Origin of the sequence: uncultured Streptococcus sp., assembly GCF_963521865.1 — a bacterium.
Classification (GTDB): Bacteria; Bacillota; Bacilli; order Lactobacillales; family Streptococcaceae; genus Streptococcus.
Genome location: NZ_CAUQWY010000006.1, coordinates 14,587 through 36,416 on the forward strand (window position 1 = coordinate 14,587; position 21,830 = coordinate 36,416).

Annotated in this window: 24 protein-coding genes; 6 read left to right on the top strand and 18 right to left on the bottom strand. The window is 38.8% G+C overall.

What is annotated here, in order from left to right; genetic code table 11:
- Entirely contained in the window at window positions 1-279 is a 279-nt protein-coding gene (locus RWO85_RS03095; protein ID WP_000910903.1) for a DUF6110 family protein, read from the bottom strand.
- 150 nt (window positions 280-429) lie between these two features.
- On the opposite strand from RWO85_RS03095, the gene RWO85_RS03100 reads away from it, so the two are divergent.
- Complete coding sequence (locus RWO85_RS03100) at window positions 430-1,278, top strand: putative RNA methyltransferase (protein ID WP_314413958.1); 849 nt, start codon at window positions 430-432, stop codon at window positions 1,276-1,278.
- A 105-nt stretch (window positions 1,279-1,383) separates the two neighbouring features.
- On the opposite strand, the gene RWO85_RS03105 is transcribed toward RWO85_RS03100, so the two are convergent.
- The 9 genes from RWO85_RS03105 to malQ all read right to left on the bottom strand — a co-directional run bounded on the left by RWO85_RS03105 (window position 1,384) and on the right by malQ (window position 10,708).
- Window positions 1,384-1,590 (bottom strand): membrane protein, encoded by a 207-nt coding sequence (locus RWO85_RS03105; RefSeq protein ID WP_045606609.1) that lies wholly within the window; start codon window positions 1,588-1,590, stop codon window positions 1,384-1,386.
- A gap of 167 nt (window positions 1,591-1,757) precedes the next feature.
- Window positions 1,758-2,507 carry an ABC transporter permease gene (locus RWO85_RS03110; RefSeq protein WP_314413959.1) on the bottom strand — a complete coding sequence of 250 codons (750 nt, stop codon included), beginning with the start codon at window positions 2,505-2,507 and terminating at the stop codon, window positions 1,758-1,760.
- Window positions 2,500-3,324 carry an ABC transporter ATP-binding protein gene (locus RWO85_RS03115; protein WP_070657025.1) on the bottom strand — a complete coding sequence of 275 codons (825 nt, stop codon included), beginning with the start codon at window positions 3,322-3,324 and terminating at the stop codon, window positions 2,500-2,502. The genes RWO85_RS03110 and RWO85_RS03115 overlap by 8 nt, the downstream gene beginning before the upstream one ends.
- A 41-nt stretch (window positions 3,325-3,365) precedes the next feature.
- Complete coding sequence (locus tag RWO85_RS03120) at window positions 3,366-3,587, bottom strand: hypothetical protein (protein ID WP_033679542.1); 222 nt, start codon at window positions 3,585-3,587, stop codon at window positions 3,366-3,368.
- A 159-nt stretch (window positions 3,588-3,746) separates the two neighbouring features.
- The gene (locus RWO85_RS03125) at window positions 3,747-4,643 is read right to left on the bottom strand and encodes a helix-turn-helix domain-containing protein (protein WP_314413961.1); all 897 of its coding nucleotides are present in this window, start codon (window positions 4,641-4,643) and stop codon (window positions 3,747-3,749) included.
- A 65-nt stretch (window positions 4,644-4,708) separates the two neighbouring features.
- Window positions 4,709-5,611 (bottom strand): helix-turn-helix domain-containing protein, encoded by a 903-nt coding sequence (locus tag RWO85_RS03130; RefSeq protein ID WP_314413963.1) that lies wholly within the window; start codon window positions 5,609-5,611, stop codon window positions 4,709-4,711.
- Between the two features lie 150 nt (window positions 5,612-5,761).
- On the bottom strand, window positions 5,762-6,664 hold the full coding sequence (locus RWO85_RS03135) for a helix-turn-helix domain-containing protein (protein WP_314413964.1): 903 nt from the start codon (window positions 6,662-6,664) through the stop codon (window positions 5,762-5,764).
- A gap of 242 nt (window positions 6,665-6,906) precedes the next feature.
- The gene (gene glgP, locus RWO85_RS03140; RefSeq protein WP_314413965.1) at window positions 6,907-9,165 is read right to left on the bottom strand and encodes a glycogen/starch/alpha-glucan family phosphorylase; all 2,259 of its coding nucleotides are present in this window, start codon (window positions 9,163-9,165) and stop codon (window positions 6,907-6,909) included.
- 25 nt (window positions 9,166-9,190) lie between these two features.
- Window positions 9,191-10,708 carry a 4-alpha-glucanotransferase gene (gene malQ / locus RWO85_RS03145; RefSeq protein ID WP_314413967.1) on the bottom strand — a complete coding sequence of 506 codons (1,518 nt, stop codon included), beginning with the start codon at window positions 10,706-10,708 and terminating at the stop codon, window positions 9,191-9,193.
- A 470-nt stretch (window positions 10,709-11,178) separates the two neighbouring features.
- Here malQ and RWO85_RS03150 point away from each other — a divergent pair, with 470 nt between their 5' ends.
- The 5 genes from RWO85_RS03150 to RWO85_RS03170 all read left to right on the top strand — a co-directional run bounded on the left by RWO85_RS03150 (window position 11,179) and on the right by RWO85_RS03170 (window position 16,628).
- On the top strand, window positions 11,179-12,450 hold the full coding sequence (locus tag RWO85_RS03150) for an extracellular solute-binding protein (protein ID WP_033682923.1): 1,272 nt from the start codon (window positions 11,179-11,181) through the stop codon (window positions 12,448-12,450).
- A 109-nt stretch (window positions 12,451-12,559) separates the two neighbouring features.
- Complete coding sequence (locus RWO85_RS03155; protein ID WP_033682922.1) at window positions 12,560-13,852, top strand: carbohydrate ABC transporter permease; 1,293 nt, start codon at window positions 12,560-12,562, stop codon at window positions 13,850-13,852.
- A gap of 1 nt (window position 13,853) precedes the next feature.
- Entirely contained in the window at window positions 13,854-14,696 is an 843-nt protein-coding gene (locus RWO85_RS03160) for a sugar ABC transporter permease (protein ID WP_001065648.1), read from the top strand.
- A gap of 135 nt (window positions 14,697-14,831) precedes the next feature.
- Window positions 14,832-15,632, top strand: a complete 801-nt coding sequence (locus RWO85_RS03165) for a DUF1189 domain-containing protein (RefSeq protein ID WP_314413969.1) — start codon at window positions 14,832-14,834, stop codon at window positions 15,630-15,632.
- A 9-nt stretch (window positions 15,633-15,641) separates the two neighbouring features.
- Window positions 15,642-16,628 carry a LacI family DNA-binding transcriptional regulator gene (locus RWO85_RS03170; RefSeq protein WP_314413971.1) on the top strand — a complete coding sequence of 329 codons (987 nt, stop codon included), beginning with the start codon at window positions 15,642-15,644 and terminating at the stop codon, window positions 16,626-16,628.
- A gap of 143 nt (window positions 16,629-16,771) precedes the next feature.
- Here the strand turns inward: RWO85_RS03170 and RWO85_RS03175 are convergent, their stop codons facing one another.
- The 8 genes from RWO85_RS03175 to RWO85_RS03210 form a co-directional block, all read right to left on the bottom strand.
- On the bottom strand, window positions 16,772-17,713 hold the full coding sequence (locus RWO85_RS03175) for a YitT family protein (protein WP_314413973.1): 942 nt from the start codon (window positions 17,711-17,713) through the stop codon (window positions 16,772-16,774).
- The gene (aspS, locus tag RWO85_RS03180) at window positions 17,691-19,454 is read right to left on the bottom strand and encodes an aspartate--tRNA ligase (RefSeq protein ID WP_314413974.1); all 1,764 of its coding nucleotides are present in this window, start codon (window positions 19,452-19,454) and stop codon (window positions 17,691-17,693) included. Before aspS ends, RWO85_RS03175 begins: the two co-directional genes overlap by 23 nt.
- 154 nt (window positions 19,455-19,608) lie before the next feature.
- Complete coding sequence (locus RWO85_RS03185) at window positions 19,609-19,839, bottom strand: hypothetical protein (RefSeq protein WP_000832186.1); 231 nt, start codon at window positions 19,837-19,839, stop codon at window positions 19,609-19,611.
- A 17-nt stretch (window positions 19,840-19,856) separates the two neighbouring features.
- Window positions 19,857-20,498 (bottom strand): type II CAAX endopeptidase family protein, encoded by a 642-nt coding sequence (locus RWO85_RS03190; protein ID WP_314413976.1) that lies wholly within the window; start codon window positions 20,496-20,498, stop codon window positions 19,857-19,859.
- Between the two features lie 9 nt (window positions 20,499-20,507).
- Entirely contained in the window at window positions 20,508-21,248 is a 741-nt protein-coding gene (locus RWO85_RS03195; RefSeq protein ID WP_314413978.1) for a DUF3169 family protein, read from the bottom strand.
- A gap of 2 nt (window positions 21,249-21,250) precedes the next feature.
- Window positions 21,251-21,448: a hypothetical protein gene (locus RWO85_RS03200; protein WP_173280933.1), complete on the bottom strand. Its 198-nt coding sequence runs from the start codon at window positions 21,446-21,448 to the stop codon at window positions 21,251-21,253.
- Entirely contained in the window at window positions 21,435-21,623 is a 189-nt protein-coding gene (locus RWO85_RS03205) for a hypothetical protein (RefSeq protein ID WP_314413980.1), read from the bottom strand. The genes RWO85_RS03200 and RWO85_RS03205 overlap by 14 nt, the downstream gene beginning before the upstream one ends.
- Window positions 21,623-21,829 (bottom strand): helix-turn-helix transcriptional regulator, encoded by a 207-nt coding sequence (locus RWO85_RS03210; RefSeq protein ID WP_140834037.1) that lies wholly within the window; start codon window positions 21,827-21,829, stop codon window positions 21,623-21,625. Before RWO85_RS03210 ends, RWO85_RS03205 begins: the two co-directional genes overlap by 1 nt.
- Between the last annotated feature and the right edge of the window lies 1 nt (window position 21,830).

Genomic DNA, 21,830 nt, shown 5'->3' on the forward strand with positions numbered 1-21,830 from the left:
TTATTCCCCTATAAGGCTATCTAATTGCTCTTCTTTTTTCTCTTGCTCGTACAAATATTTGGCATCTTGCAAAACATCGTCTCCATGTTGCTTCACAACAGAAACAGACGCATCTAGCTCGTCTTTCAGCTTGTAAGCCTTAGCCAAAGCTTTAGAATAACCTTTTTTAGCTTCCTTACTTGCCAAGATTTTCAAACCAAGGGTACCGAATGCAACACCACCCAAAAAGAGTGATGATTTTTTCGCAACTTTTGCGACGCTTAATACTTCTTTTAACATACTTATTTCCTCCTAGCTATTATTATATATTAATTTGTATATAAAAGCAATTTAATTTTGGTACTTTGAAAGGTAATTATACTCCTATTTAATTCTATTACAAATCATCCTAAAGTTGCTTTCATTTGCCTCTTTTGATACACTTAAACTATGAATACAAACCTCAAACCCAAACTTCAACGTTTTGCTTCTGCGACTGCCTTTGCCTGTCCTATCTGTCGAGAAAATCTGACCTTGGTAGAATCTAGTCTTAAATGTGAGAATCGGCATTCTTTTGACCTAGCAAAATTCGGCTATGTCAACCTGACTCCCCAAATCAAGCTATCTGCTAACTATGACAAGGAAAATTTTCAAAACCGTCAACAAATCCTAGAAGCTGGCTTTTATCAGGCTATTTTAGAAGGTGTATCGGACTTACTAGCGGCTAATCCATCTGCAAAAACTGTCTTAGATATTGGTTGTGGTGAAGGCTTCTACTCTCGTAAACTCCAAGAAAGCTACTCCGACAAGACCTTCTATGCCTTTGACATTTCAAAAGATTCCGTCCAAATCGCTGCCAAGAGTGAACCCAACTGGGCAGTCAATTGGTTTGTAGGCGACTTGGCACGACTTCCTATAAAAGACGGCAGTATGGATATCCTGCTTGATATCTTTTCGCCTGCCAACTATGGAGAATTTCGTCGCGTTTTATCCAAAGACGGCATCTTGATAAAGGTTATCCCAACTAAAAATCACCTCAAGGAAATCCGTCAAAGAGTACAGGACCAGCTGACAAACAAGGACTATTCCAACCAAGATATCAAAAATCATTTTCAAGAACACTTTACCATCCTATCTAGCCAAACAGCCTCTCTGACTAAGACTATCACAACAGAGCAACTCCAAGCCCTACTCAGCATGACGCCCCTACTCTTTCACATCGACCAGACTAAGATTGACTGGAGCGACTTGACAGAGATTACCACTGAGGCAGAGATTCTGGTTGGGAAAGTACTATAATTGACACAAAAAACCGCATTTCAAGAAGATCTGCGGTTTTAAATTTCAATTTTTAAACTATCTATCCCAAAAGTCTAAAACATTTAAAGCTTTTAGCTTCTCCATTTATTTTCGATTCGAGATAACAAACTTATCAATAAATAGCAAGTGAAATAAGGCAAGTGTAATTCCCGATAAGCACCCATGATAAGAGATTTCTTGATGGGTAAGGGGGTAAAGATTACTATTACCCGCCAAGAGGCATGTTAAAATAACAAATAGAATCCAAAATAAATCAGTCCATTTATATTTTGAAAAATATTTTTTCCACATAAGAACACCTTCTTTCCTATAATCTTATTATAATACTTTATGTAAGCGAATACAAGAAATTTGAGGTGATTTTTAAGTAGATTTCGAAGCTGAAAGACAGTAAAAACCAGCATTTCTAAGCGCTGGTTTATTGTTTTAAACTAGGTTTCTTACAAAACTTACTAACACTAAGCTTTAAAAAAAGTTAGTTTTTGAAGTTGATTAAGTGTTAACTTTCCAAACGAAACTTTTTTTTTATTTTTCAATCCCCAATAACTGAGGGCAAGTAATGCTACAACCCAAGCAAAAGTGATCCCCAAACTGTCAAAATTCAACTTGAAATCTGGTTTATTAAAGAAATCTACATAAACTCCTAAGAAGGTTGTATCCATGAATTTCTTGACCTCTGAGCTAACTTGAGAAAACATCGGCAAGAATGAAAGACCAAGCATTGGAATCAAACCATAAACCTGAGCCTGCGTTTGTGTCTCTGAAATAGCTCCAATCACCAAATTTAAGAGGATTGTACATAATGCTACCAGAGAAGCTACTACAAGGTATACAGGATAATCTTTTGCGAAATCCACTTCAACCATAATAGGGAAGGAAATAACTGAAGCCAAGGCAAAGATTACAGGATAAAACAACACGGAAACAAGATATTCTCCACGGCGAACTCCGCTTAAAATAAGTGTTTTAAAAATTCTTTTTTCTTTTTCCTCTGCAATAGAGTTTGAAATCATTGACCCAGAAGAAAATGAGAATGCCATTGTTAAAGAGCTATACAATAGTACTTTCCCTTGAGTGCCATCTGTATTCATAAAATTTTGGAAGAGTAGAACCAGAAAGAATGGGAATACTACCTGTACCAAAGTGTTTTTGTTTGTTAACAATACTTGTGTCCTCAACCAGATAAGGGCTAAAATTCTCTTAAACATCTAATTTTTCTCCTGTCAATTTAATAAAAATATCTTCTAAAGTTGGTTCACATGAGTGAATCGTCATCATTTTTTTATAATCTTCTTGCTGCAAGTCTTCAAAGCGCACTACCTTTTTAGTAGAATCACTATAAGTTACTGCAACCTTCTTTTCCGTGTTGTATTTTTGGATAATTTCGCTTGGGCTTCCTTGTTCAATAAGATCACCTTTATTCAAAAGAGCAAGGTTATCACATAATAAAGTCGCCTCATTCATATCATGAGTAGTTAAGAAAATGGTTGTTCCTCTTTCCTTTAACTCCTGTAGTAATTTGTGAATCTTCTTTGAGGTGGTGGGATCTAACCCACTTGTAGGTTCGTCTAAAAATAGAACTTTAGGGTAATTGATTAAAGCACGAGCTAAAAGCATTCGTTGACGCATTCCTGTAGAAAGTTTCTCAGCTGGAGTGTCTTTACTATCATACAGACCAACTTGTTTTAGAATTTCTTCAATTCGAGATTTTGAAACTCCGTATAGTCTTGCAAATAGCAACAAGTTATTGTACAAACTTAATTTTTCGTAATAACCACTTGTGTCACCTACTAAACCTAACTCTTCAAAATCTGACGGAAGTAATTTTTGAGAATCTTTCCCTAATAATTCTGTCTTTCCGCTGTTAGCCTGTAGCTGTCCTGTCAGAATATTGATCATTGTTGTTTTCCCTGAACCAGATGGACCTAGGAATCCAAAAATTTCTCCTTCGTTTATTGAAAAACTAATTTGATTTAAAGCAATATTATCTCCAAATCGCTTTGTAACTCTTTCTACCTTAATCATTGTATTACCTCTTTCTAATGATAAATTGTATTTTAGAAACTTCACTCACTCCCATCGGTTATGTCAACAACTCTAATTCTAGGCTTTAAGTTGGAGTCCATTTTGATTTCTCTCATTTCATTTGGAAGCAAGAGAACTAATTTTAGTAGCTTCTCATCAAGTGTTACTTTACATAGGCGTCTGCTATCTAGACTATTTTTGATAATCAGATAATCCTTCTTGACAAACTTTTCATCCATATAATAGTCAATTGTTTTTACCATATTTCCCTCCCGCCTGCTAATCTACATCCCGTTTAAATAGAAATGTTTCTAGCGTTGCGTTCTGCTTAACTTATTTACAGTAACAGTATATCCTTTATGAGAGTAAAAAAACAGGACATTTATGTCCACTGACATTTATGTCCTGTTTTTAAATTGAAATTATGGAAAATCCTTATTTTTTTCCTCTATTACTCTATCCTTAAATGCTTTATCATTTAATAGTTCCGCACCATTTATTGCTTTATCATAGTACCCCAAAGCAAGATTTTTGTTAGCATTAGTATGAATATAATATTTTGCCTCGAAGAAGTCTACAGTAGGGAGTAAAGCAAAATCTTGTATTTCATCCATTATTTCTCGCACTGCACTTAGTGTTTGGGGGATTAAATCATAATATTCAATATTAAAATGATATAAGACAATTGACACGATAACCCTTTGAATCAAATGAATATCGTTGGCATCAGAGAAATTAGTTTGCTCCAAGATGTTAGAATAGATATTTTCAAATACATTATCAATTGGCTTAGCATTCAAAGTACACTTTAAGAAATACAAGTGTAAAATTAATAAATCATTAGTATCATAATTTGTTTTTAAAAGTAACTGCTCAAAATACTCCTCAATCAATCCCTCTCCAAAGTCAGAGTTTTCAGAAACATACACATCATCAATAGCTTGTAAAACTTCAACTGCTACTTGCTCATCTTCAGGCAGTTGGTCATAAAAGCTTTCCTGAATTTCTTCAAAGATAGCCTCACGTTGGCGGATTTTTTCTTCATCTCCATGAATAGATTGACGAATCAACTTTGTTTTTAGTTTTAAATACTCTTTAGGAACAATTAACAATCCCTCGTCAATTAGCTGAGATATTGGAACCCCCAATACTTTGGCTATATAGTCTAGTTTAGCTAAACTGGGCAAGTTATTTCCAGTTTCAATTCGCCCCAACTGACGAACAGTAAGTTCTTTTTCATCTCCACAAAAGGCTTCCCTACTCAATCCCTTTTCAGTCCGTAAGGTACGAATTCGTTTCCCGATTTCCAAATTACTCATATCATCCTCTTTATTGAATATTGAAATTCTTTAACTAACCGTTTAATTCTTGTTTAATATCCTTTTTACACATCAGGTAAGTCTTTTCTTAGTTCCTCTATCACTCGATTTTTAAAATTCATGTCATTCAAAAATTCTGCCCCATTGATAGCTTTTTCATAGTATTGCAGGGCCTTTTCTTTATCTTTTTCTCCGTATAAGTAATATTTTGCTTCAATGAAGTCTACAGTTGGTTTTAAACTAGTATCTCCGATGTCAATCATAATTTCTCTTAAAATGCTCAATATTTCAGGTATAAATTCATGATAAGCGATGTCAAGCTGATAAAGTACTAAACCTATTAGTACCCTTTGAAGCAAGTGAATATAGTTTGTATCATCATAATTTGTTTGAGATACAATATTTAGACAAACTTTGTTTAAAGTTACTTCATCTCGTTCTGCTTTAACCGCTAAAGATAAGAAATACAAGTACAATAGTAGTAGATCATTTGTCGAATATTCTGTTCGCAGCATTGTTTGCTCAAAATACTCTTCAATTAAACCTTCCCCAAATTCAGCGTTTTCGGAAACATATACATCATCAATAGCTTGTAGAACCTCAACTGATACTTGTTCATCCTCAGGCAGTTGGTCATAAAAACGTTCCTGAATTTCATCAAAGATAGCCTCACGTTGACGAATTTTTTCTTCATCTCCATGAATAGATTGACGAATCAACTTTGTTTTTAGTTTTAAATACTCCTTAGGAACAATTAGTAAGCCTTCATCAATTAACTGAGATATCGGAACTCCCAATACTTTTGCTATATAGTCTAGTTTAGCTAAACTGGGCAAGTTATTTCCTGTTTCAATTCGGCCCAACTGACGAACAGTAAGCTCTTTTTCATCTCCACAAAAGGCCTCTCTACTCAATCCTTTTTCAGTCCGTAAGGTACGAATCCGTTTCCCTATTTCTAAATTTTTCATCTCATTCCTCTGTAAATAGTCTTTTGCACATAAAAATAAAAGTACTTATGCTGTTTGTTATCATCTATGATTTCAAATATATTAAATTCTTACTAACAAAGCTCCCCATATTGCCTATCAGCATCCCTTCATAATGAACAAAGAGTTTTTTTACATATCAGGAAACTCTTCTTTCATCTCCTCTATCACTCGATTTTTGAAATTTATATCATTAAAAAATTCTGCCCCACTGATAGCTTTTTCATAGTATTGAAGGGCTTTTTCTTTATCTTTTTCCCCGTATAGGTAATATTTGGCTTCAAGGTAGTCTACCGTTGGTTTTAAGTTTGAATCTTGAATTTCCATCATAATTTCTCTTAGAAAACTAAAAATGACAGAGATATCTTCGTAGTATTCGTTTCTCAATTGATACAACAGCATTGCAATTAATACTCTTTGTAGTAGATGCATGTAAGTGTTATCTGAACAGTCAATTATAGTCACGATATTATTTATTACTTTTTTAAAAACGTCATCATTTCGTTTAAAACTAATAGCATTTGATAAAAAATATAAATATAAGATCAATAAATCATTTACAGAATACTCCGTTTGTAGCAAAGTTTGATTGAAATATTCCTCAATCAAGCCCTCTCCAAATTCAACATTTTCGGAAACATATACATCATCAATAGCTTGTAGAACCTCAACTGATACTTGTTCATCCTCAGGCAGTTGGTCATAAAAACGTTCTTGAATTTCTTCAAAGATAGCCTCGCGTTGACGAACCTTTTTTTCATCGCCATGAATAGATTGACGAATCAATTTCGTTTTTAGTTTTAAATACTCTTTAGGAACAATTAACAATCCCTCATCAATTAACTGGGACATCGGAACCCCTAACACTTCTGCTATATAGTCCAGTTTCGCTAAGCTAGGTAAGTTATTTCCAGTTTCAATTCGGCCTAACTGACGAACAGTAAGTTCTTTTTCATCTCCACAAAAGGCTTCTCTACTCAGTCCTTTTTCAGTTCGTAAGGTGCGAATTCGTTTCCCTATTTCTAAATTACTCATAATGACCTCTTTAAATTCTAATTTGATAGTCAAACAACTACTTGTATACGTTTCCATTTTAACACACTTTCCTACAATTTTCAGAAAAAATAATTATAAGGAATAGTTTTAAGCCACTACCCTATATAAGTGACCCATTTCAATAAAGTATCTGAGGTCTATTTCTACTCAAGTATTCAAAAAAAGCGAATTTCAATCGAAATTCGCTTTTTTACAAAATGTATTCGTATAAATCTTGTATCTTAGTTCAAGTGCCAGATATCTTCGTTGTACTGAGCGATTGTACGGTCAGAAGAGAAGAATCCTGCTTTAGAAATGTTAACGATAACTTTATCCAACCATGCGTCACGGTCTTCGTAATCAGCCAACATTTGCTCTTTGACTTTGATGTAATCTTCTAAGTCAAGAAGAGTCATGAACCAGTCTTTGTTGATCAATTCATTGTAAAGACGTTCCAAGCGCTCTTTGTTTCCAGCTGCAAGAACTGCATCGCTAACGATGAAGTCAACCAATGGTTTGATAGCTTCACGAGCATAGAATTCGCTTGATTTGTAAGCTGCTTTTGCGTAAAGATCGATAACAGTTTCTGAATCTTCACCGAAGATGTAGATGTTTTCGTCGCCAACCAACTCAGCGATTTCCACGTTAGCACCGTCCATGGTACCAAGAGTCAAAGCTCCGTTCAACATGAATTTCATGTTACCAGTACCTGAAGCTTCTTTAGAAGCAAGTGAGATTTGTTCTGAGATATCACATGCTGGGATAAGGAAGCTTGCTGCAGTAACGTTGTAGTTTTCAACCATAACTACTTGCAAATGTGGAGCTACTGCTGGATCGTTAGCAATCACTTCTGACATGCAAAGGATCAAGTGGATGATGTCTTGAGCGATTGTGTAGGCTGGAGCTGCTTTACCACCAAAGAAGATTGTGATTGGACGAGCAGGAATGTTACCAGCTTTGATGTCAAGGTATTTGTGGATCACGTACAAAGCGTTCATTTGTTGGCGTTTGTACTCGTGAAGACGTTTGATTTGGATGTCAAAGATAGAGTTTGGATTGATTTCCACACCTTGGTGTTCTTTCAAGTGACGAGCCAATTTACGTTTGTTGTGAGCCTTGATATATTCAAGTTTAGCTTTAAGGGCCGCTTTATCTTCGAATGACAAAAGTTTTTCAAGCTCATCAGCTTCATGGTGCCAACCACGTCCAATAATCTCATCCAAATAGTGAGACAAGCTTGGGTTAGCATGCATGAGCCAACGACGGAAAGTGATACCGTTTGTTTTGTTGTTGAATTTTTCTGGGTAAAGGTCGTAGAAGGCTTTCAACTCAGAGTTCTTCAAGATTTCAGTATGGAGTGCTGCTACCCCGTTAACACTGTATCCGTAGTGAATATCCATGTGAGCCATGTGAACACGTCCACTCTCGTCAATAATTTGAACAGCTGGGTCTTTCACTTCTGCTTTCACACGACGGTCCAATTCTTCGATGATTGGTACCAAGTGAGGAACCACTTCTTGCAAGAATTCAAGAGGCCATTTTTCAAGGGCTTCAGCAAGGATTGTGTGGTTAGTGTAGGCAGTCATGCTACGAACGATTGAGATTGCTTCATCAAGTTCGATACCACGTGCAGTCAAAAGACGGATCAACTCAGGGATAACCATTGATGGGTGAGTATCGTTGATTTGTACAACTGCGTAGTCAGCAAGGTCATGCAAGTTGCTTCCTTTTTCGATTGCTTCTTCGATGATCAATTGCGCACCGTTTGAAACCATGAAGTATTGTTGGAAGATACGGAGCAATTCACCTTGACGGTCACTATCATCTGGGTAAAGGAAAAGAGTCAAGTTGTGAGCGATGTCTGTTTTATCAAAGTTGATACCATCTTTAATGATTGAAGAATCGACTGAATCTAAGTCAAACAAACGCAAGCGGTTCTTAGTTTCTGTCTTGTAACCAGGTACATCGATATCGTAAAGAGTTGATGTCAATGTGAAGTGCGCAAATGGCACTTGGTAGCTACGGTTTGAGCGAACCAACCAGTTTTGCTCTGTCAACCATGCATTTGGAATTGTTTCTTGTTGGTTGTTTTTAAGAACTTGTTGGAAAAGACCATAGTGGTAGTTAAGACCAACACCGTCACCGTTCAAACCAAGAGTAGCAATTGAGTCGATAAAGCAGGCAGCCAAACGTCCTAAACCACCATTACCAAGAGATGGTTCCAATTCAACTTCTTCTACTTCGATTAGGTCTTTACCTGCAGCAGCAAGTTCTTTTTTTACATCGTCGTAAAGACCAAGGTTGATCAAGTTGTTTGACAAAAGTTTACCAATCAAGAACTCAGCTGAGATGTAGTAAACTTTTTTCTTACCAGTGTTAACTGGTTTTTTGCTACTTGCAAGCTTGCTGTAGTTAAGAAGAGCAAGGTAAAGCTCTTCATTGCTACATTCTGCAATGGTTTTATTGTAACGATTTTGTACAAATTCTTGTAGTGATAACATGTTTAAGGTGTCTCCTGATATTGTATTATTTCTTTAATTCTACCAAATTTTCATTGATTCGGCGATAAATTGTCGTCAAGTCAAGCAAAGTTTCTTCGACAGCTGGTGTCAATTGATCTTCAGTCATACGCCAAGACCAGTTTCCACCAAGAGTAGATGGGAAGTTCATACGAGCTGCCTCATCCAATTCTAGCAAATCTTGCATAGTTGCAATTGCCATGAAGCTAACTGATGAAAAGACTGTACGAAGCATAGCATGTGGCACTGTTTCGTATTCTTTGCGGTTAGTGTAGCGAGCCATGTATTCACGAGTCGCATCATCGATCTCGTTACGGTACCAACCAAGGACCGTATTGTTATCGTGTGTTCCTGTGTACATAACTGAGTTAGCAGGTGCCAAGTGTGGGCTATCGATGCTTTCGTCTTCTGGGTTGAAGGCAAATTGAAGAATCTTCATTCCTGGGAAGCCAGTACGTTCACGCAATTCGATAACTTCGTCTGTCATGAAACCAAGATCTTCTGCGATGATGTTTAACTCACCAAGTTCTTCCTTAACGGCTGCAAAAAGCTTGTAGCCAGGACCTTTCACCCACTCACCAGGTGCTGCTGTATCGGAACCAGCAGGGATTTCCCAGTAAGATTCGAAGCCACGGAAGTGGTCGATACGAACGATATCGTAGATTTTGAAGCTTTCACGCAAGCGTTCAATCCACCATTTGTAGCCGTCTTTGTCCATTGCTTCCCAGTCATAGATTGGGTTACCCCAAAGCTGACCAGTTGCAGAAAACTCATCTGGTGGGCATCCTGCGATGCAAGTCGCCTTACCGTTGACATCTGTCTTGAAGAGATGTGGATTTGCCCACATATCGCTTGAATCTTCCGCTACGTAGATTGGCATGTCCCCAACGATTTCAATATGGTTATCGTTAGCGTAGGCTTTCAATTTCAACCATTGTTGGAAGAAGAAGTATTGAGTCACACGGTGGTAAACCAACTTGTCTGCCAATTGCTCACGATAGCTTTCAAGTGCTGAAGCTTTACGAGCACGAGCATCTGCATCTGGCCATTCAGTCCAAGCAAGATTGTCAAAATGCTCTTTGATGGTCATATACTCTGCAAAGAGTTCAAGCCATGATTGGTTGTCTTGAGCAAATTTTTCAAAATCTTTAACATCTCCTACTTCCAAGAAACGTTTTACCGCTTTTTCTAAAAGAGGACGACGTGCATAGTAGATTTTCGCATAATCAACTTCAGACGCATCGCTACCAAAGTCAACTCCTTCAAGGTCACTTGCTTGCAACAAGCCTTGTTCCACCAAGATATCCAAATCGATAAAATGAGTGTTTCCTGCGAAGGCTGAGAAAGACTGGTAAGGAGAATCTCCGTAACTAGTTGTTCCTAATGGAAGGATTTGCCAGTAACGTTGTTTTGTGCGAACCAAGAAATCAACGAAGTCGTAAGCACTTTTACCAAATGATCCGATTCCGTATGCTCCTGGAAGAGAAGAAATGTGCATCAACACACCACTTTGACGTTTTTTCATAATAAGCACCTCATGTGTTTATAGTTAGATATTACATTTTTACGAACGCAAACGTTTGCGCTATTATTAGTATATCTCATTTTTTTGATAAATGCAAGCGGTTTTAAAAAACTTTTTTGATTATTTTTTTAAAAGTTTTTCTTCATACTTGTATATATATTCTTTATAAAAAAATAAAATCCTCTAGATAATTTCTCTTACTCCATCTAAAAAAAACAGTAAGCCTATTTTCCATATATGAATCAAGCAATCGTTTTCTCTCTCTATTTGAATTATTCATAGGAGGAAAATATTTTATAATCTTTCTTCTATTATATAGCGTTTAAGCGTTTACCTTTCTGCCAAATTTTTTAAAATTTTTTCAAAAAAATGCTTGCAACCGTTTTCTATTTGTGTTATACTAGTGCCATAAAGGAAAACGTTTGCGTTTCCTCATTATAAAATTTGTTATTCTTTAGGAGGAATACACTATGTCATCTAAATTCATGAAGAGCGCTGCTGTGCTTGGAACTGCTACACTTGCTAGCTTGCTTTTGGTAGCTTGCGGAAGCAAAACTGCTGATAAGCCTGCTGATTCTGGTTCATCTGAAGCGAAAGAAATCACTTTCTACGTTGAAGATCAATATAAAGCATTTGCTGAATCAGCTGCAAAAGCTTACGAAAAAGAAGCTGGCGTAAAAGTGACTATCAAAACCGGAGACCAAATGGGTGGTCTTGACAACCTTTCTCTAGATAACCAATCTGGTAAAGCTGCTGATGTTATGATGGCACCATACGACCGTGTAGGTAGCCTTGGTACTGACGGACAACTTTCAGAAGTGAAATTGAGCGACGGCGCTAAAACAGATGATAAAACTAAATCTCTTGTAACAGCTGCTAACGGTAAAGTTTACGGTGCTCCTGCCGTTATCGAGTCACTTGTTATGTACTACAACAAAGACTTGGTAAAAGAAGCTCCAAAAACATTTGCTGACTTGGAAAACCTTGCTAAAGATAGCAAATACGCATTCGCTGGAGAAGATGGAAAAACTTCTGCTTTCCTAGCTGACTGGACAAACTTCTACTTTGCATACGGACTTCTTGCTGGTAACGGCGGTTACGTATTCGGACAAAACGGTAAAGACGCTAAAGACATCGGTCTTGCAAACGACGGCGCTATCAAAGGTGTAGAATACGCTAAATCTTGGTATGAAAAATGGCCTAAAGGTATGCAAGATACTGAAGGAGCTGGAAACCTAATCCAAACTCAATTCCAAGAAGGTAAAACAGCTGCTATCATCGATGGACCTTGGAAAGCTAAAGCCTTCAAAGACGCTAAAGTAAACTACGGTGTTGCAACTATCCCAACTCTTCCAAACGGAAAAGACTACGCAGCATTCGGTGGTGGTAAAGCTTGGATCATCCCATCAAGCACTAAGAACCTTGAAGCTGCTCAAAAATTTGTAGACTTCCTTGTTTCAACTGAAGAACAAAAAGCCTTCTACGATGCAACTAACGAAATCCCAGCTAACACTGAAGCTCGTTCATACGCTGAAGGTAAAAACGATGAGTTGACAACAGCTGTTATCAAACAGTTCAAGAACGCTCAACCAATGCCAAATATCTCTCAAATGTCAGCTGTTTGGGACCCAGCTAAAACAATGTTGTTTGAAGCTGTAAGCGGTAAGAAAGATGCTAAAACTGCTGCTAACGATGCTGTAACATTGATCAAAGAAACAATCAAACAAAAATTTGGTGAATAAAAAATTTGTTCAAGGGGGGTGGAAATCAAATCCCCCTTTGAATTTATCAACAAAAACACAAATAGTTTAGGTTTTATCTAGAAACCAGTATCCTATGAAAGGAGTTATTATGGAAAAGCAACAACCTAGTAAAGCAGCACTGCTGTCTATCATTCCTGGGTTAGGACAGATTTACAATAAACAAAAAGCCAAAGGTTTTATCTTCCTTGGTGTAACCATCGTATTTGTCCTTTATTTCCTAGTACTTGCAGCCCCTGAATTGAGCAATCTCATCACTCTTGGTGACAAACCAGGTCGTGACAATTCCCTCTTTATGCTGATTCGTGGTGCCTTCCATTTAATCTTTGTAGTTGTTTATGTACTCTTTTATTTCGCAAATATCAAAGATGCACATACAACTGCCAAACACATTAATAATGGTATTCCAGTAGCACTTACCTTTAAAGAAATGGTCAAAGGAATCTATGAAAATGGTTTCCCTTACCTCTTGATCATTCCATCTTACATTGCCATGACTTTTGCGATTATCTTCCCAGTTATCGTAACCTTGATGATCGCCTTTACCAACTACGACTTCCAACACTTGCCACCAAACAAATTGTTGGACTGGGTTGGTTTGACCAACTTTACAAACATTTGGAGCTTGAGTACCTTCCGTTCTGCCTTTGGTTCTGTTCTTTCTTGGACTATCATTTGGGCTTTATCTGCCTCAACTTTACAGATCGTGATTGGTATCTTCACAGCCATCATTGCTAACCAACCATTTATCAAAGGAAAACGTATCTTTGGTGTTATTTTCCTTCTTCCTTGGGCTGTCCCAGCCTTCATCACTATCTTGACATTCTCAAATATGTTTAACGATAGTGTTGGTGCTATCAACACTCAAGTCTTGCCGATCTTTGCTAAATTCCTTCCTTTCCTTGATGGGGCTCTTATTCCTTGGAAAACAGACCCTACTTGGACAAAGGTTGCCTTGATTATGATGCAAGGTTGGCTTGGATTCCCATACATCTACGTTTTGACTTTGGGTATCTTACAATCTATTCCTAACGACCTTTACGAAGCAGCTTATATTGACGGTGCCAATGCTTGGCAAAAATTCCGCAACATCACTTTCCCAATGATCTTGGCTGTTGCGGCACCTACTTTGATTAGCCAATACACCTTCAACTTTAACAACTTCTCTATCATGTACCTCTTCAATGGTGGAGGACCTGGTAGTGTCGGAGGGGGAGCTGGTTCAACCGATATCTTGATCTCATGGATCTACCGTTTGACAACAGGTACATCTCCTCAATACTCAATGGCGGCAGCTGTTACCTTGATTATCTCTATCATTGTCATCTCAATCTCTATGATCGCATTCAAGAAACTACACGCATTTGATATGGAGGATGTCTAAGATGAATAACTCAATTAAACTCAAACGTAGACTGACTCAAACCCTTACTTACCTCTACTTAATTGGCCTATCAATCGTGATTATCTATCCACTTTTGATTACCATCATGTCAGCCTTTAAAGCAGGTAACGTCTCAGCCTTTAAACTAGATACTAATATCGACCTCAATTTTGATAACTTTAAAGGCCTCTTCACTGAAACCTTGTACGGTACTTGGTACCTCAACACTTTGATTATCGCCTTGATTACCATGGTTGTTCAAACAAGTATCATCGTACTTGCTGGTTATGCTTATAGCCGTTACAACTTCTTGGCTCGTAAACAAAGTTTGGTCTTCTTCTTGATTATCCAAATGGTGCCAACAATGGCCGCTTTGACAGCCTTCTTCGTTATGGCACTTATGTTGAACGCCCTTAACCACAGCTGGTTCCTCATCTTCCTCTACGTTGGTGGTGGTATCCCGATGAATGCTTGGCTCATGAAGGGCTACTTCGATACAGTGCCAATGTCTCTAGACGAATCTGCAAAACTAGACGGTGCAGGACACTTCCGCCGCTTCTGGCAAATTGTTCTTCCACTTGTTCGCCCAATGGTTGCCGTACAAGCTCTCTGGGCCTTCATGGGACCTTTTGGAGACTACATCCTCTCTAGTTTCTTGCTTCGTGAGAAAGAATACTTTACTGTTGCCGTAGGTCTCCAAACCTTCGTTAGCAATGTGAAAAACATGAAGATCGCCTACTTCTCAGCAGGTGCTATCCTCATCGCCCTTCCAATCTGTATTCTCTTCTTCTTCCTACAAAAGAACTTTGTTTCAGGACTTACAAGTGGTGGCGACAAGGGATAATCTATCCCTGCCACCCTTTTCTTATTGCTACAAAATATATACCAACAACAAGCAATTTACCCCCTAGACTTGAAATAAAGCACATTTCTCTATATAATAATACTCATATAGAAAACACCTTTTAGAAAGATACAAATGCTTCCATATCCATTTTCATATTTTTCAAGTATTTGGGGATTTCGTAAGCCCCTGTCCAAACGTTTCGGACTCAACTGGTTTCAACTGCTCTTTACCAGTATCTTCCTTATCAGCTTGTCTATGGTACCCATTGCTATTCAAAACAGCTCCCAGGATACTTATCCGCTAGAAACCTTTATCGATAATGTCTATGAACCTCTGACGGATAAGGTTGTCCAGGATTTCTCTGAGCATGCTAAAATTATTGATGGTAAGTTAACTTATACAGGAACAGCTAGTCAAGCGCCTTCTGTTGTGATTGGTCCAAGTCAAAGCAAGGAATTACCTAAAGACTTGCAACTGCATTTCGATACAAAAGAACTGGTCATCAGCAAGGAAAGTAAAGAACTGACCCGTATCTCTTACCGAGCCATTCAGACTGAGAGTTTCAAAAGCAAGGACAGCTTGACCCAAGCAATTTCTAAAGACTGGTACCAACAAAATCGTGTCTATATCAGTCTCTTCCTAGTTCTCGGTGCGAGCTTCCTCTTTGGTTTGAATTTCTTCATTGTATCTCTAGGAGCTAGTCTTCTCCTTTATATCACTAAGAAATCACGCCTCTTTTCATTTAGAACCTTTAAAGAGTGCTACCATTTTATCTTGAACTGTTTAGGATTACCAACTCTGATTACACTTATTTTGGGCTTATTTGGCCAAAATATGACAACCCTCATTACTGTACAAAACATTCTTTTTGTTCTGTATCTGGTCACTATTTTTTATAAAACGCATTTCCGTGATTCAGATTACCATAAATAGGAGATTTTTATGCCCGTTACGATTAAAGATGTGGCCAAGGCTGCTGGTGTTTCACCTTCAACCGTAACCCGTGTTATTCAAAACAAATCAACCATTAGCGACGAAACGAAAAAACGTGTTCGCAAGGCTATGAAGGAGCTCAATTACCACCCCAACCTCAATGCTCGTAGCTTGGTAAGTAGCTATACCCAAGTTATCGGCTTGGTGCTTCCTGACGACTCAGATGCCTTCTATCAAAATCCTTTCTTCCCATCTGTCCTCCGTGGTATTGCCCAAGTCGCCTCTGAAAACCACTACGCCATTCAGATCGCGACAGGTAAAGACGCCAAAGAGCGACTCAAAGCTATTTCCCAGATGGTTTACGGCAAACGTGTAGATGGTTTGATTTTCCTTTATGCCGAAGAGGAAGATCCCTTGGTCAAACTAGTTGCTGATGAGCAGTTCCCCTTCCTCATTCTAGGAAAATCCATTTCACCCTTTATCCCTCTTGTCGATAATGACAATGTCCAAGCTGGTTTGGATGCAACCGAATATTTCATCAAAAAAGGATGCAAACGAATTGCCTTTATCGGAGGTTCTAAGAAACTCTTCGTTACACAAGACCGTCTAACTGGTTACGAATCCGCGCTCAAGCAATACAAACTGCCTCTTGATGGCAATCTGACCTACTTTGCAAATGAATTTCTAGAGGAAAAAGGATATCAGTTTAGCCAACTCCTCTTTCAGCATGACCCACAAATCGATGCTATCATCACGACCGATAGCCTCCTAGCTGAAGGGGTCTGTGACTATATCGACCAACACCAGCTAAATGTACCGATTCTCAGCTTTGACTCTGTAAACCCAAAGCTCAACTTGGCAGCCTATGTCGATATCAATAGCTTGGAACTTGGTCGTGTTTCCCTTGAAACCATCCTCCAGATTATCAACGATGCTAAAAGCAATAAACAAATTTGTTACCGTCAGTTGATTGCTCATAAGATTATTGAAAAATAAAAACCAGCTCGAGCTGGTTTTTTTGGTCATTATACTCAATGAAAATCAAAGAGCAAACTAAGAAGCTAGCCGCAATTTGCTCAAAGCACAGCTTTGAGGTTGCAGATAAAGCTGACGTGGTTTGAAGAGATCTTCGAAGAGTATTAATTTTCTGTTTCAACGAATCGGCCCAAAATATGAACATTCTCCGAGACAGAGACAAAGGCGCTTGGATCCACCTGTTTCATAATGAGTTTAAATTCATTAAACTCTGCACGTGTAATGACAGTAATTAAAACTGCCTTTCTCTCGTGATTATAGGTTCCTTCTGCATCGTGGATCATAGTTGCACCGCGGTGCAATTTTTTATGGATTTTTTCAATTACCTTGTCTGGATGATTGGTCACAATCATGGCCTGCATCCGTTTTTGCTTGGTAAAGACCGCATCTGTGACACGGCTAGAGACAAAGATGGTAATCATAGAATAGAGAGCGTATTTCCAACCAAAGGTCAAACCTGCTATCAGCATGATAGTCCCATTTACCAAGAAAGAAATACTACCGACATTCTTACCTGTTTTTTTGCGAATGGTCAGGCTGACGATATCCGTCCCACCACTGGAGATATTGTTTCGAAGAGCGAAACCAATCCCCAAGCCCATGACAACACCCCCAAAAAGGGCATTGATAATGGGATCCTCAGTCAAGGTCGCCACAGGGACAAACTGGATAAAGAAGGAACTCATGGACACCGTGATAAAGGTAAAGACGGTGAACTTATGGCCAATCTGATACCAAGCTAAAACCATCAAAGGGAAATTAATAGCATAGAAAGCCAATGAAATCGGAATATGAAAACCAAACCAGTGATTACTCAAGGCAGAGATAATCTGTGCCAGACCTGTCGCACCACTCGAATACACATGCCCTGGTTGGAAAAAGAAATTGACCGCCACTGCTGATAAAAAACCATAGACCAGAGAGGCCGAAATCTTCTCATCATATTTTTCGCGAGAGATGCTTTGTAAGACACGTAAAATTTTTATCTGATGGGCAAAGCGGCGCAGATAATAGCGCCACCGCTTAATTCGTTTTGCTTGTTTCATCTTCTTCTACTTGTAAGCTGAGTTCCTCTAGTTGTTTGAGAGCTACTGTTGAAGGAGCTTGCGTCATTGGGTCACTTGCCTTGTTGTTCTTAGGAAAGGCAATGACTTCACGGATATTTTCTTCTCCAGCAAGCAACATAACAAATCGGTCAAGCCCGATAGCCAAGCCACCGTGTGGCGGGAAACCATAGTCCATGGCTTCCAGAAGGAAGCCAAACTGGTCATTTGCTTCTTTGGCTGAGAAACCAAGAGCCTTGAACATGCGTTCTTGAAGATCTCTTTGGTTGATACGAAGGCTACCACCACCAAGCTCATAACCGTTCAAGACGATATCGTAAGCAATGGCACGAACCTTAGCCAAATCACCTTCTAATTCGTGAGCAGTCTCTTCCTGTGGAAGGGTAAACGGATGGTGGGCGCTCATATAGCGACCTTCTTCTTCAGACCATTCAAACATTGGCCAGTCAACTACCCAAAGGAAGTTGAATTTATCGTTATCAATCAAGCCAAGCTCTTTGGCAATACGTCCACGAAGGGCACCGAGCGTTGCATTAGCCACTTCAAGCGTATCCGCCACAAAGAGAACCAAGTCCTTATCCTCAAGAGCAAGCGCTGTTGTCAATTCTGCTTGGATACCTGTCAAAAACTTGGCAACTGGTCCGTTTAATTCTCCATCAACTACCTTGACCCAAGCAAGACCTTTGGCACCATATTGTTTGGCTACTTCAGTCATCTTGTCGATGTCTTTACGTGAATAGTTGTCCGCAGCGCCTTTGACCACAATGGCTTTTACAGCAGGTGCTTCTGAAAAGACTTTAAAGTCTACACCTTTGACCACTGCTGTCAAGTCCTGAAGCAACATGTCAAAACGGGTATCTGGCTTGTCAGAACCGTAAAGCGCCATAGCATCATCGTATTTCATACGAGGGAATGGAAGCGTCACTTCAATGCCTTTTGTTTCTTTCATCACGCGCGCAATCAAGCCTTCTGTGATATCTTGGATTTCTTGCTCAGTAAGGAAAGATGTTTCCAAGTCGACCTGGGTAAATTCAGGCTGGCGGTCTCCACGCAAGTCCTCGTCACGGAAACATTTAACGATTTGGTAATAGCGATCAAAACCAGCATTCATCAAGAGCTGTTTCGTGATTTGTGGACTTTGAGGAAGAGCATAGAAATGCCCTCTATTAACACGAGATGGCACCAAATAGTCACGCGCCCCTTCTGGCGTTGACTTAGAAAGGAATGGTGTCTCCACGTCGATAAACTCCAACTCATCCAAGTAGTTGCGAATAGAGTGGGTCACCTTAGCACGAAGTTTAAGATTTTCCAGCATTTCTGGACGACGAAGGTCAAGGTAACGGTAACGCAAACGCGTATCGTCATTGGCCTCAATGCCATCCTTAATCTCAAATGGTGTTGTTTTAGCTGTATTGAGCACAGTAAGAGCTGTCACATTCAACTCAACTGCACCAGTTGGCAACTTATCATTGGCTTGCTCACGCGCAACGACCTGTCCAGTCACCTCGATAACAAATTCGCTACGAAGGCTTTCAGCTGTTGCCATAACCTCTGCAGATACTTTTTCAGGGTTGATAACCAACTGCATGATTCCTTCACGGTCACGAAGGTCGATAAAGATCAAACCACCAAGGTCACGACGACGGCCAACCCATCCTTTCAAGGTCATTTCTTGTCCGATGTGTTCCTCACGAACACGACCAGCATACATACTACGTTTCATTGTTTCTCTCCTCTTTTATTCTGTTACTATTTTACCATAAAAGCGCAGGCTCTTCATGAAAATCATCAGAAAAGTTTGTCAGTCTTTAAAAATCAGGTGAAGGATCTAAAAATTATCTCCAATACAAAAATCCGATGAACTTCACCGGACTCTTTTATTTTGAATTGTTGCCTGCTTTACGCTTTTCAGCGATTTCAGCCGCTTTTCTCGGCAAGACAATTTCCGTTGTATAAGCTGTCCCAAAACGCCAGATACCGGCAATAGGGGCAAAGACCACTGCTAGATGGCTATAAAAGAAATCGCCCTTAAAGGCATAAGCTAGCGCCCCAATGATGAAAAATAGAACGACTGCTTGAATCACTGCTAATAAAATTACTCGTTTCATGTGACCTCCTGACTCTATTATAGCATGAGAATCATCAAAAAGCTGACTAAATTATTCAAAGCATGTAGTGAAATACTGTAAGCGAGCCCCTTTCTACTAATATAAGCCAAGCCAAAGCTAAAACCAAGGCTAAAATAGACTAAAAATTGTTGCACATCACTTGGGAAATGACCTAAGGCAAACAAAACACTAGATACCAGAAGGAAAATCAGAGTTTGTTTACTATTGTCCTGCTTAGGAAAGAAATAGCGTGCCAACATCCCTCTAAAGATAAGTTCTTCCGTCAAAGGAGCAAAGACCACTACCATAAAGAAACCAAAGACAGGCTGAGCAACTGTCAGCTGTGATACAATTTGTTGATTGACCGACGGATCATCTGGTAAAAAGAACTGGGCTGTAATCGCCACTAGCAAAACCAGAGCAGGCAACCAGATATAACGATTAAAAACCGTCGTCTGGATGCTAACCTTTTCTGTCTGATACCATCTGTAAACTCCATAAACATAGGCCCCTGACAGGACGACATAAAGTGGTAAGACTCCAAAGATTGAAGCCCCTAGTCCAAGAGCTGACAGCGCCATGCTCTGAACCAGACCATAGATAAAGTAAAAGGATAGAATGGCTAGAAGAAACCAGCCAAGGTTTTTAAGTAGTTTCATAAAAATCTCCTATTTGAAATAACGTTTTACCATAGGTAACTGCATCGCATTGATATAAATATGGATTGCTCCTACAAGCAAGAAGCCCAGTAACTGAATCTCTCCTGTCAAGAAAGAAATGATAAAAAGAAAAATATATAAGATTGGTAAGACATAGTTATTTAATTGGAATAAAATCCGAAAACTCTGTTCCAAATTAGCCTTGCGCTCCCCTTCATCGTAAGAATCGAAATGCTCTAAGATATCCTTTGGTGTAGAGAAAAATGCCAAATCAAGCTGACGAACAATCGCAATTGTTTTAGAAAGATATTTTTGACTCTGCAAGAACAGCACTAATTCCAAAAAGGAAAGGGAAAATGTTATACGACTTACATCGAGTACAATTACTTCACTACCTGAGATGACAAGAGCCAATAAAATCGCTACACTTGTAATGTTAGAAGTAATGTTTCCAAACTCAAGATCACGATACATTTGCACATAATAGGTTTCATTCAGATCATCATCCATTTCCTCTTGATACAAGGAGTGAAATTTTCTGCTTTTCTTTAAGAAATTGAACGTCAAAACAATGCCAACGAAACCTAATAGTAAACAAATGGCTGATAGCCATGGTATCAAGACTTTTACATCTAACATAATTCCGTGGGATTCGGCACCAGCCTTCAACATATCTACAAACATATACAAGAAAGCTCCCAAGACAACAGGAATTAAAAATAACAAGACACGTTTATTTTTCTTTTTCATATTCATTCTCCTTTTTCACTCGCTAAATTGTTTGCTTTCTTTTCAATCCAGTCAACGACTGGGATAAGAGCAAAGTAGGCCCAAATAAATTGGTCGCTGTAATAGAGATCAAACCATCCTAGATTTGTTCCAATTAGTAGACACATGCTGACTAATAGAGCTATGGCAACTACATAATAGATCACTTTATACTTGTTCATCATTTTTCTCCTTTTTCTTTAACCAATTGAAAATGGATAAGAGGACTAAATTAATCCAAAACAAATACTTACTTTCAACAAAATAGAACCACCCCAGTAATGTTCCAATCATAGCAAAAGCATTCACAATGAGGGCAAGAACACTCATATAATAAATCACTTTAAACTTGTTCATCACTCGTCCTCCTCCAAGCGAAATACCGATTCGACTGTTTCGTTGAAAATCTGAGATATTTTCAAGGCAATCACAACGGACGGGGTGTATTCGTCCCGTTCTAGTAGGCTAACGGTCTGTCTGGAAACCCCTGCCAGCTTGGCTAGGTCGGTTTGATTGAGACTATCGCGAGCCCGAAGCTCTTTTAGACGATTTTTTAGTTGCATG

What these genes read in the sequence shown, in the direction of transcription:
- RWO85_RS03195 (WP_314413978.1), bottom strand. Translation starts at nt 21,248, where the DNA reads ATGAAAAAGAAAAATAAACGTGTCTTGTTATTTTTAATTCCTGTTGTC.
- glgP (WP_314413965.1), bottom strand. Translation starts at nt 9,165, where the DNA reads ATGTTATCACTACAAGAATTTGTACAAAATCGTTACAATAAAACCATT.
- RWO85_RS03190 (WP_314413976.1), bottom strand. Translation starts at nt 20,498, where the DNA reads ATGAAACTACTTAAAAACCTTGGCTGGTTTCTTCTAGCCATTCTATCC.
- RWO85_RS03205 (WP_314413980.1), bottom strand. Translation starts at nt 21,623, where the DNA reads ATGAACAAGTTTAAAGTGATTTATTATATGAGTGTTCTTGCCCTCATT.
- RWO85_RS03155 (WP_033682922.1), top strand. Translation starts at nt 12,560, where the DNA reads ATGGAAAAGCAACAACCTAGTAAAGCAGCACTGCTGTCTATCATTCCT.
- aspS (WP_314413974.1), bottom strand. Translation starts at nt 19,454, where the DNA reads ATGAAACGTAGTATGTATGCTGGTCGTGTTCGTGAGGAACACATCGGA.
- RWO85_RS03100 (WP_314413958.1), top strand. Translation starts at nt 430, where the DNA reads ATGAATACAAACCTCAAACCCAAACTTCAACGTTTTGCTTCTGCGACT.
- RWO85_RS03150 (WP_033682923.1), top strand. Translation starts at nt 11,179, where the DNA reads ATGTCATCTAAATTCATGAAGAGCGCTGCTGTGCTTGGAACTGCTACA.
- malQ (WP_314413967.1), bottom strand. Translation starts at nt 10,708, where the DNA reads ATGAAAAAACGTCAAAGTGGTGTGTTGATGCACATTTCTTCTCTTCCA.
- RWO85_RS03125 (WP_314413961.1), bottom strand. Translation starts at nt 4,643, where the DNA reads ATGAGTAATTTGGAAATCGGGAAACGAATTCGTACCTTACGGACTGAA.
- RWO85_RS03165 (WP_314413969.1), top strand. Translation starts at nt 14,832, where the DNA reads ATGCTTCCATATCCATTTTCATATTTTTCAAGTATTTGGGGATTTCGT.
- RWO85_RS03095 (WP_000910903.1), bottom strand. Translation starts at nt 279, where the DNA reads ATGTTAAAAGAAGTATTAAGCGTCGCAAAAGTTGCGAAAAAATCATCA.
- RWO85_RS03170 (WP_314413971.1), top strand. Translation starts at nt 15,642, where the DNA reads ATGCCCGTTACGATTAAAGATGTGGCCAAGGCTGCTGGTGTTTCACCT.
- RWO85_RS03175 (WP_314413973.1), bottom strand. Translation starts at nt 17,713, where the DNA reads ATGAAACAAGCAAAACGAATTAAGCGGTGGCGCTATTATCTGCGCCGC.
- RWO85_RS03115 (WP_070657025.1), bottom strand. Translation starts at nt 3,324, where the DNA reads ATGATTAAGGTAGAAAGAGTTACAAAGCGATTTGGAGATAATATTGCT.
- RWO85_RS03105 (WP_045606609.1), bottom strand. Translation starts at nt 1,590, where the DNA reads ATGTGGAAAAAATATTTTTCAAAATATAAATGGACTGATTTATTTTGG.
- RWO85_RS03110 (WP_314413959.1), bottom strand. Translation starts at nt 2,507, where the DNA reads ATGTTTAAGAGAATTTTAGCCCTTATCTGGTTGAGGACACAAGTATTG.
- RWO85_RS03160 (WP_001065648.1), top strand. Translation starts at nt 13,854, where the DNA reads ATGAATAACTCAATTAAACTCAAACGTAGACTGACTCAAACCCTTACT.
- RWO85_RS03135 (WP_314413964.1), bottom strand. Translation starts at nt 6,664, where the DNA reads ATGAGTAATTTAGAAATAGGGAAACGAATTCGCACCTTACGAACTGAA.
- RWO85_RS03200 (WP_173280933.1), bottom strand. Translation starts at nt 21,448, where the DNA reads ATGAACAAGTATAAAGTGATCTATTATGTAGTTGCCATAGCTCTATTA.
- RWO85_RS03120 (WP_033679542.1), bottom strand. Translation starts at nt 3,587, where the DNA reads ATGGTAAAAACAATTGACTATTATATGGATGAAAAGTTTGTCAAGAAG.
- RWO85_RS03130 (WP_314413963.1), bottom strand. Translation starts at nt 5,611, where the DNA reads ATGAAAAATTTAGAAATAGGGAAACGGATTCGTACCTTACGGACTGAA.
- RWO85_RS03185 (WP_000832186.1), bottom strand. Translation starts at nt 19,839, where the DNA reads ATGAAACGAGTAATTTTATTAGCAGTGATTCAAGCAGTCGTTCTATTT.
- RWO85_RS03210 (WP_140834037.1), bottom strand. Translation starts at nt 21,829, where the DNA reads ATGCAACTAAAAAATCGTCTAAAAGAGCTTCGGGCTCGCGATAGTCTC.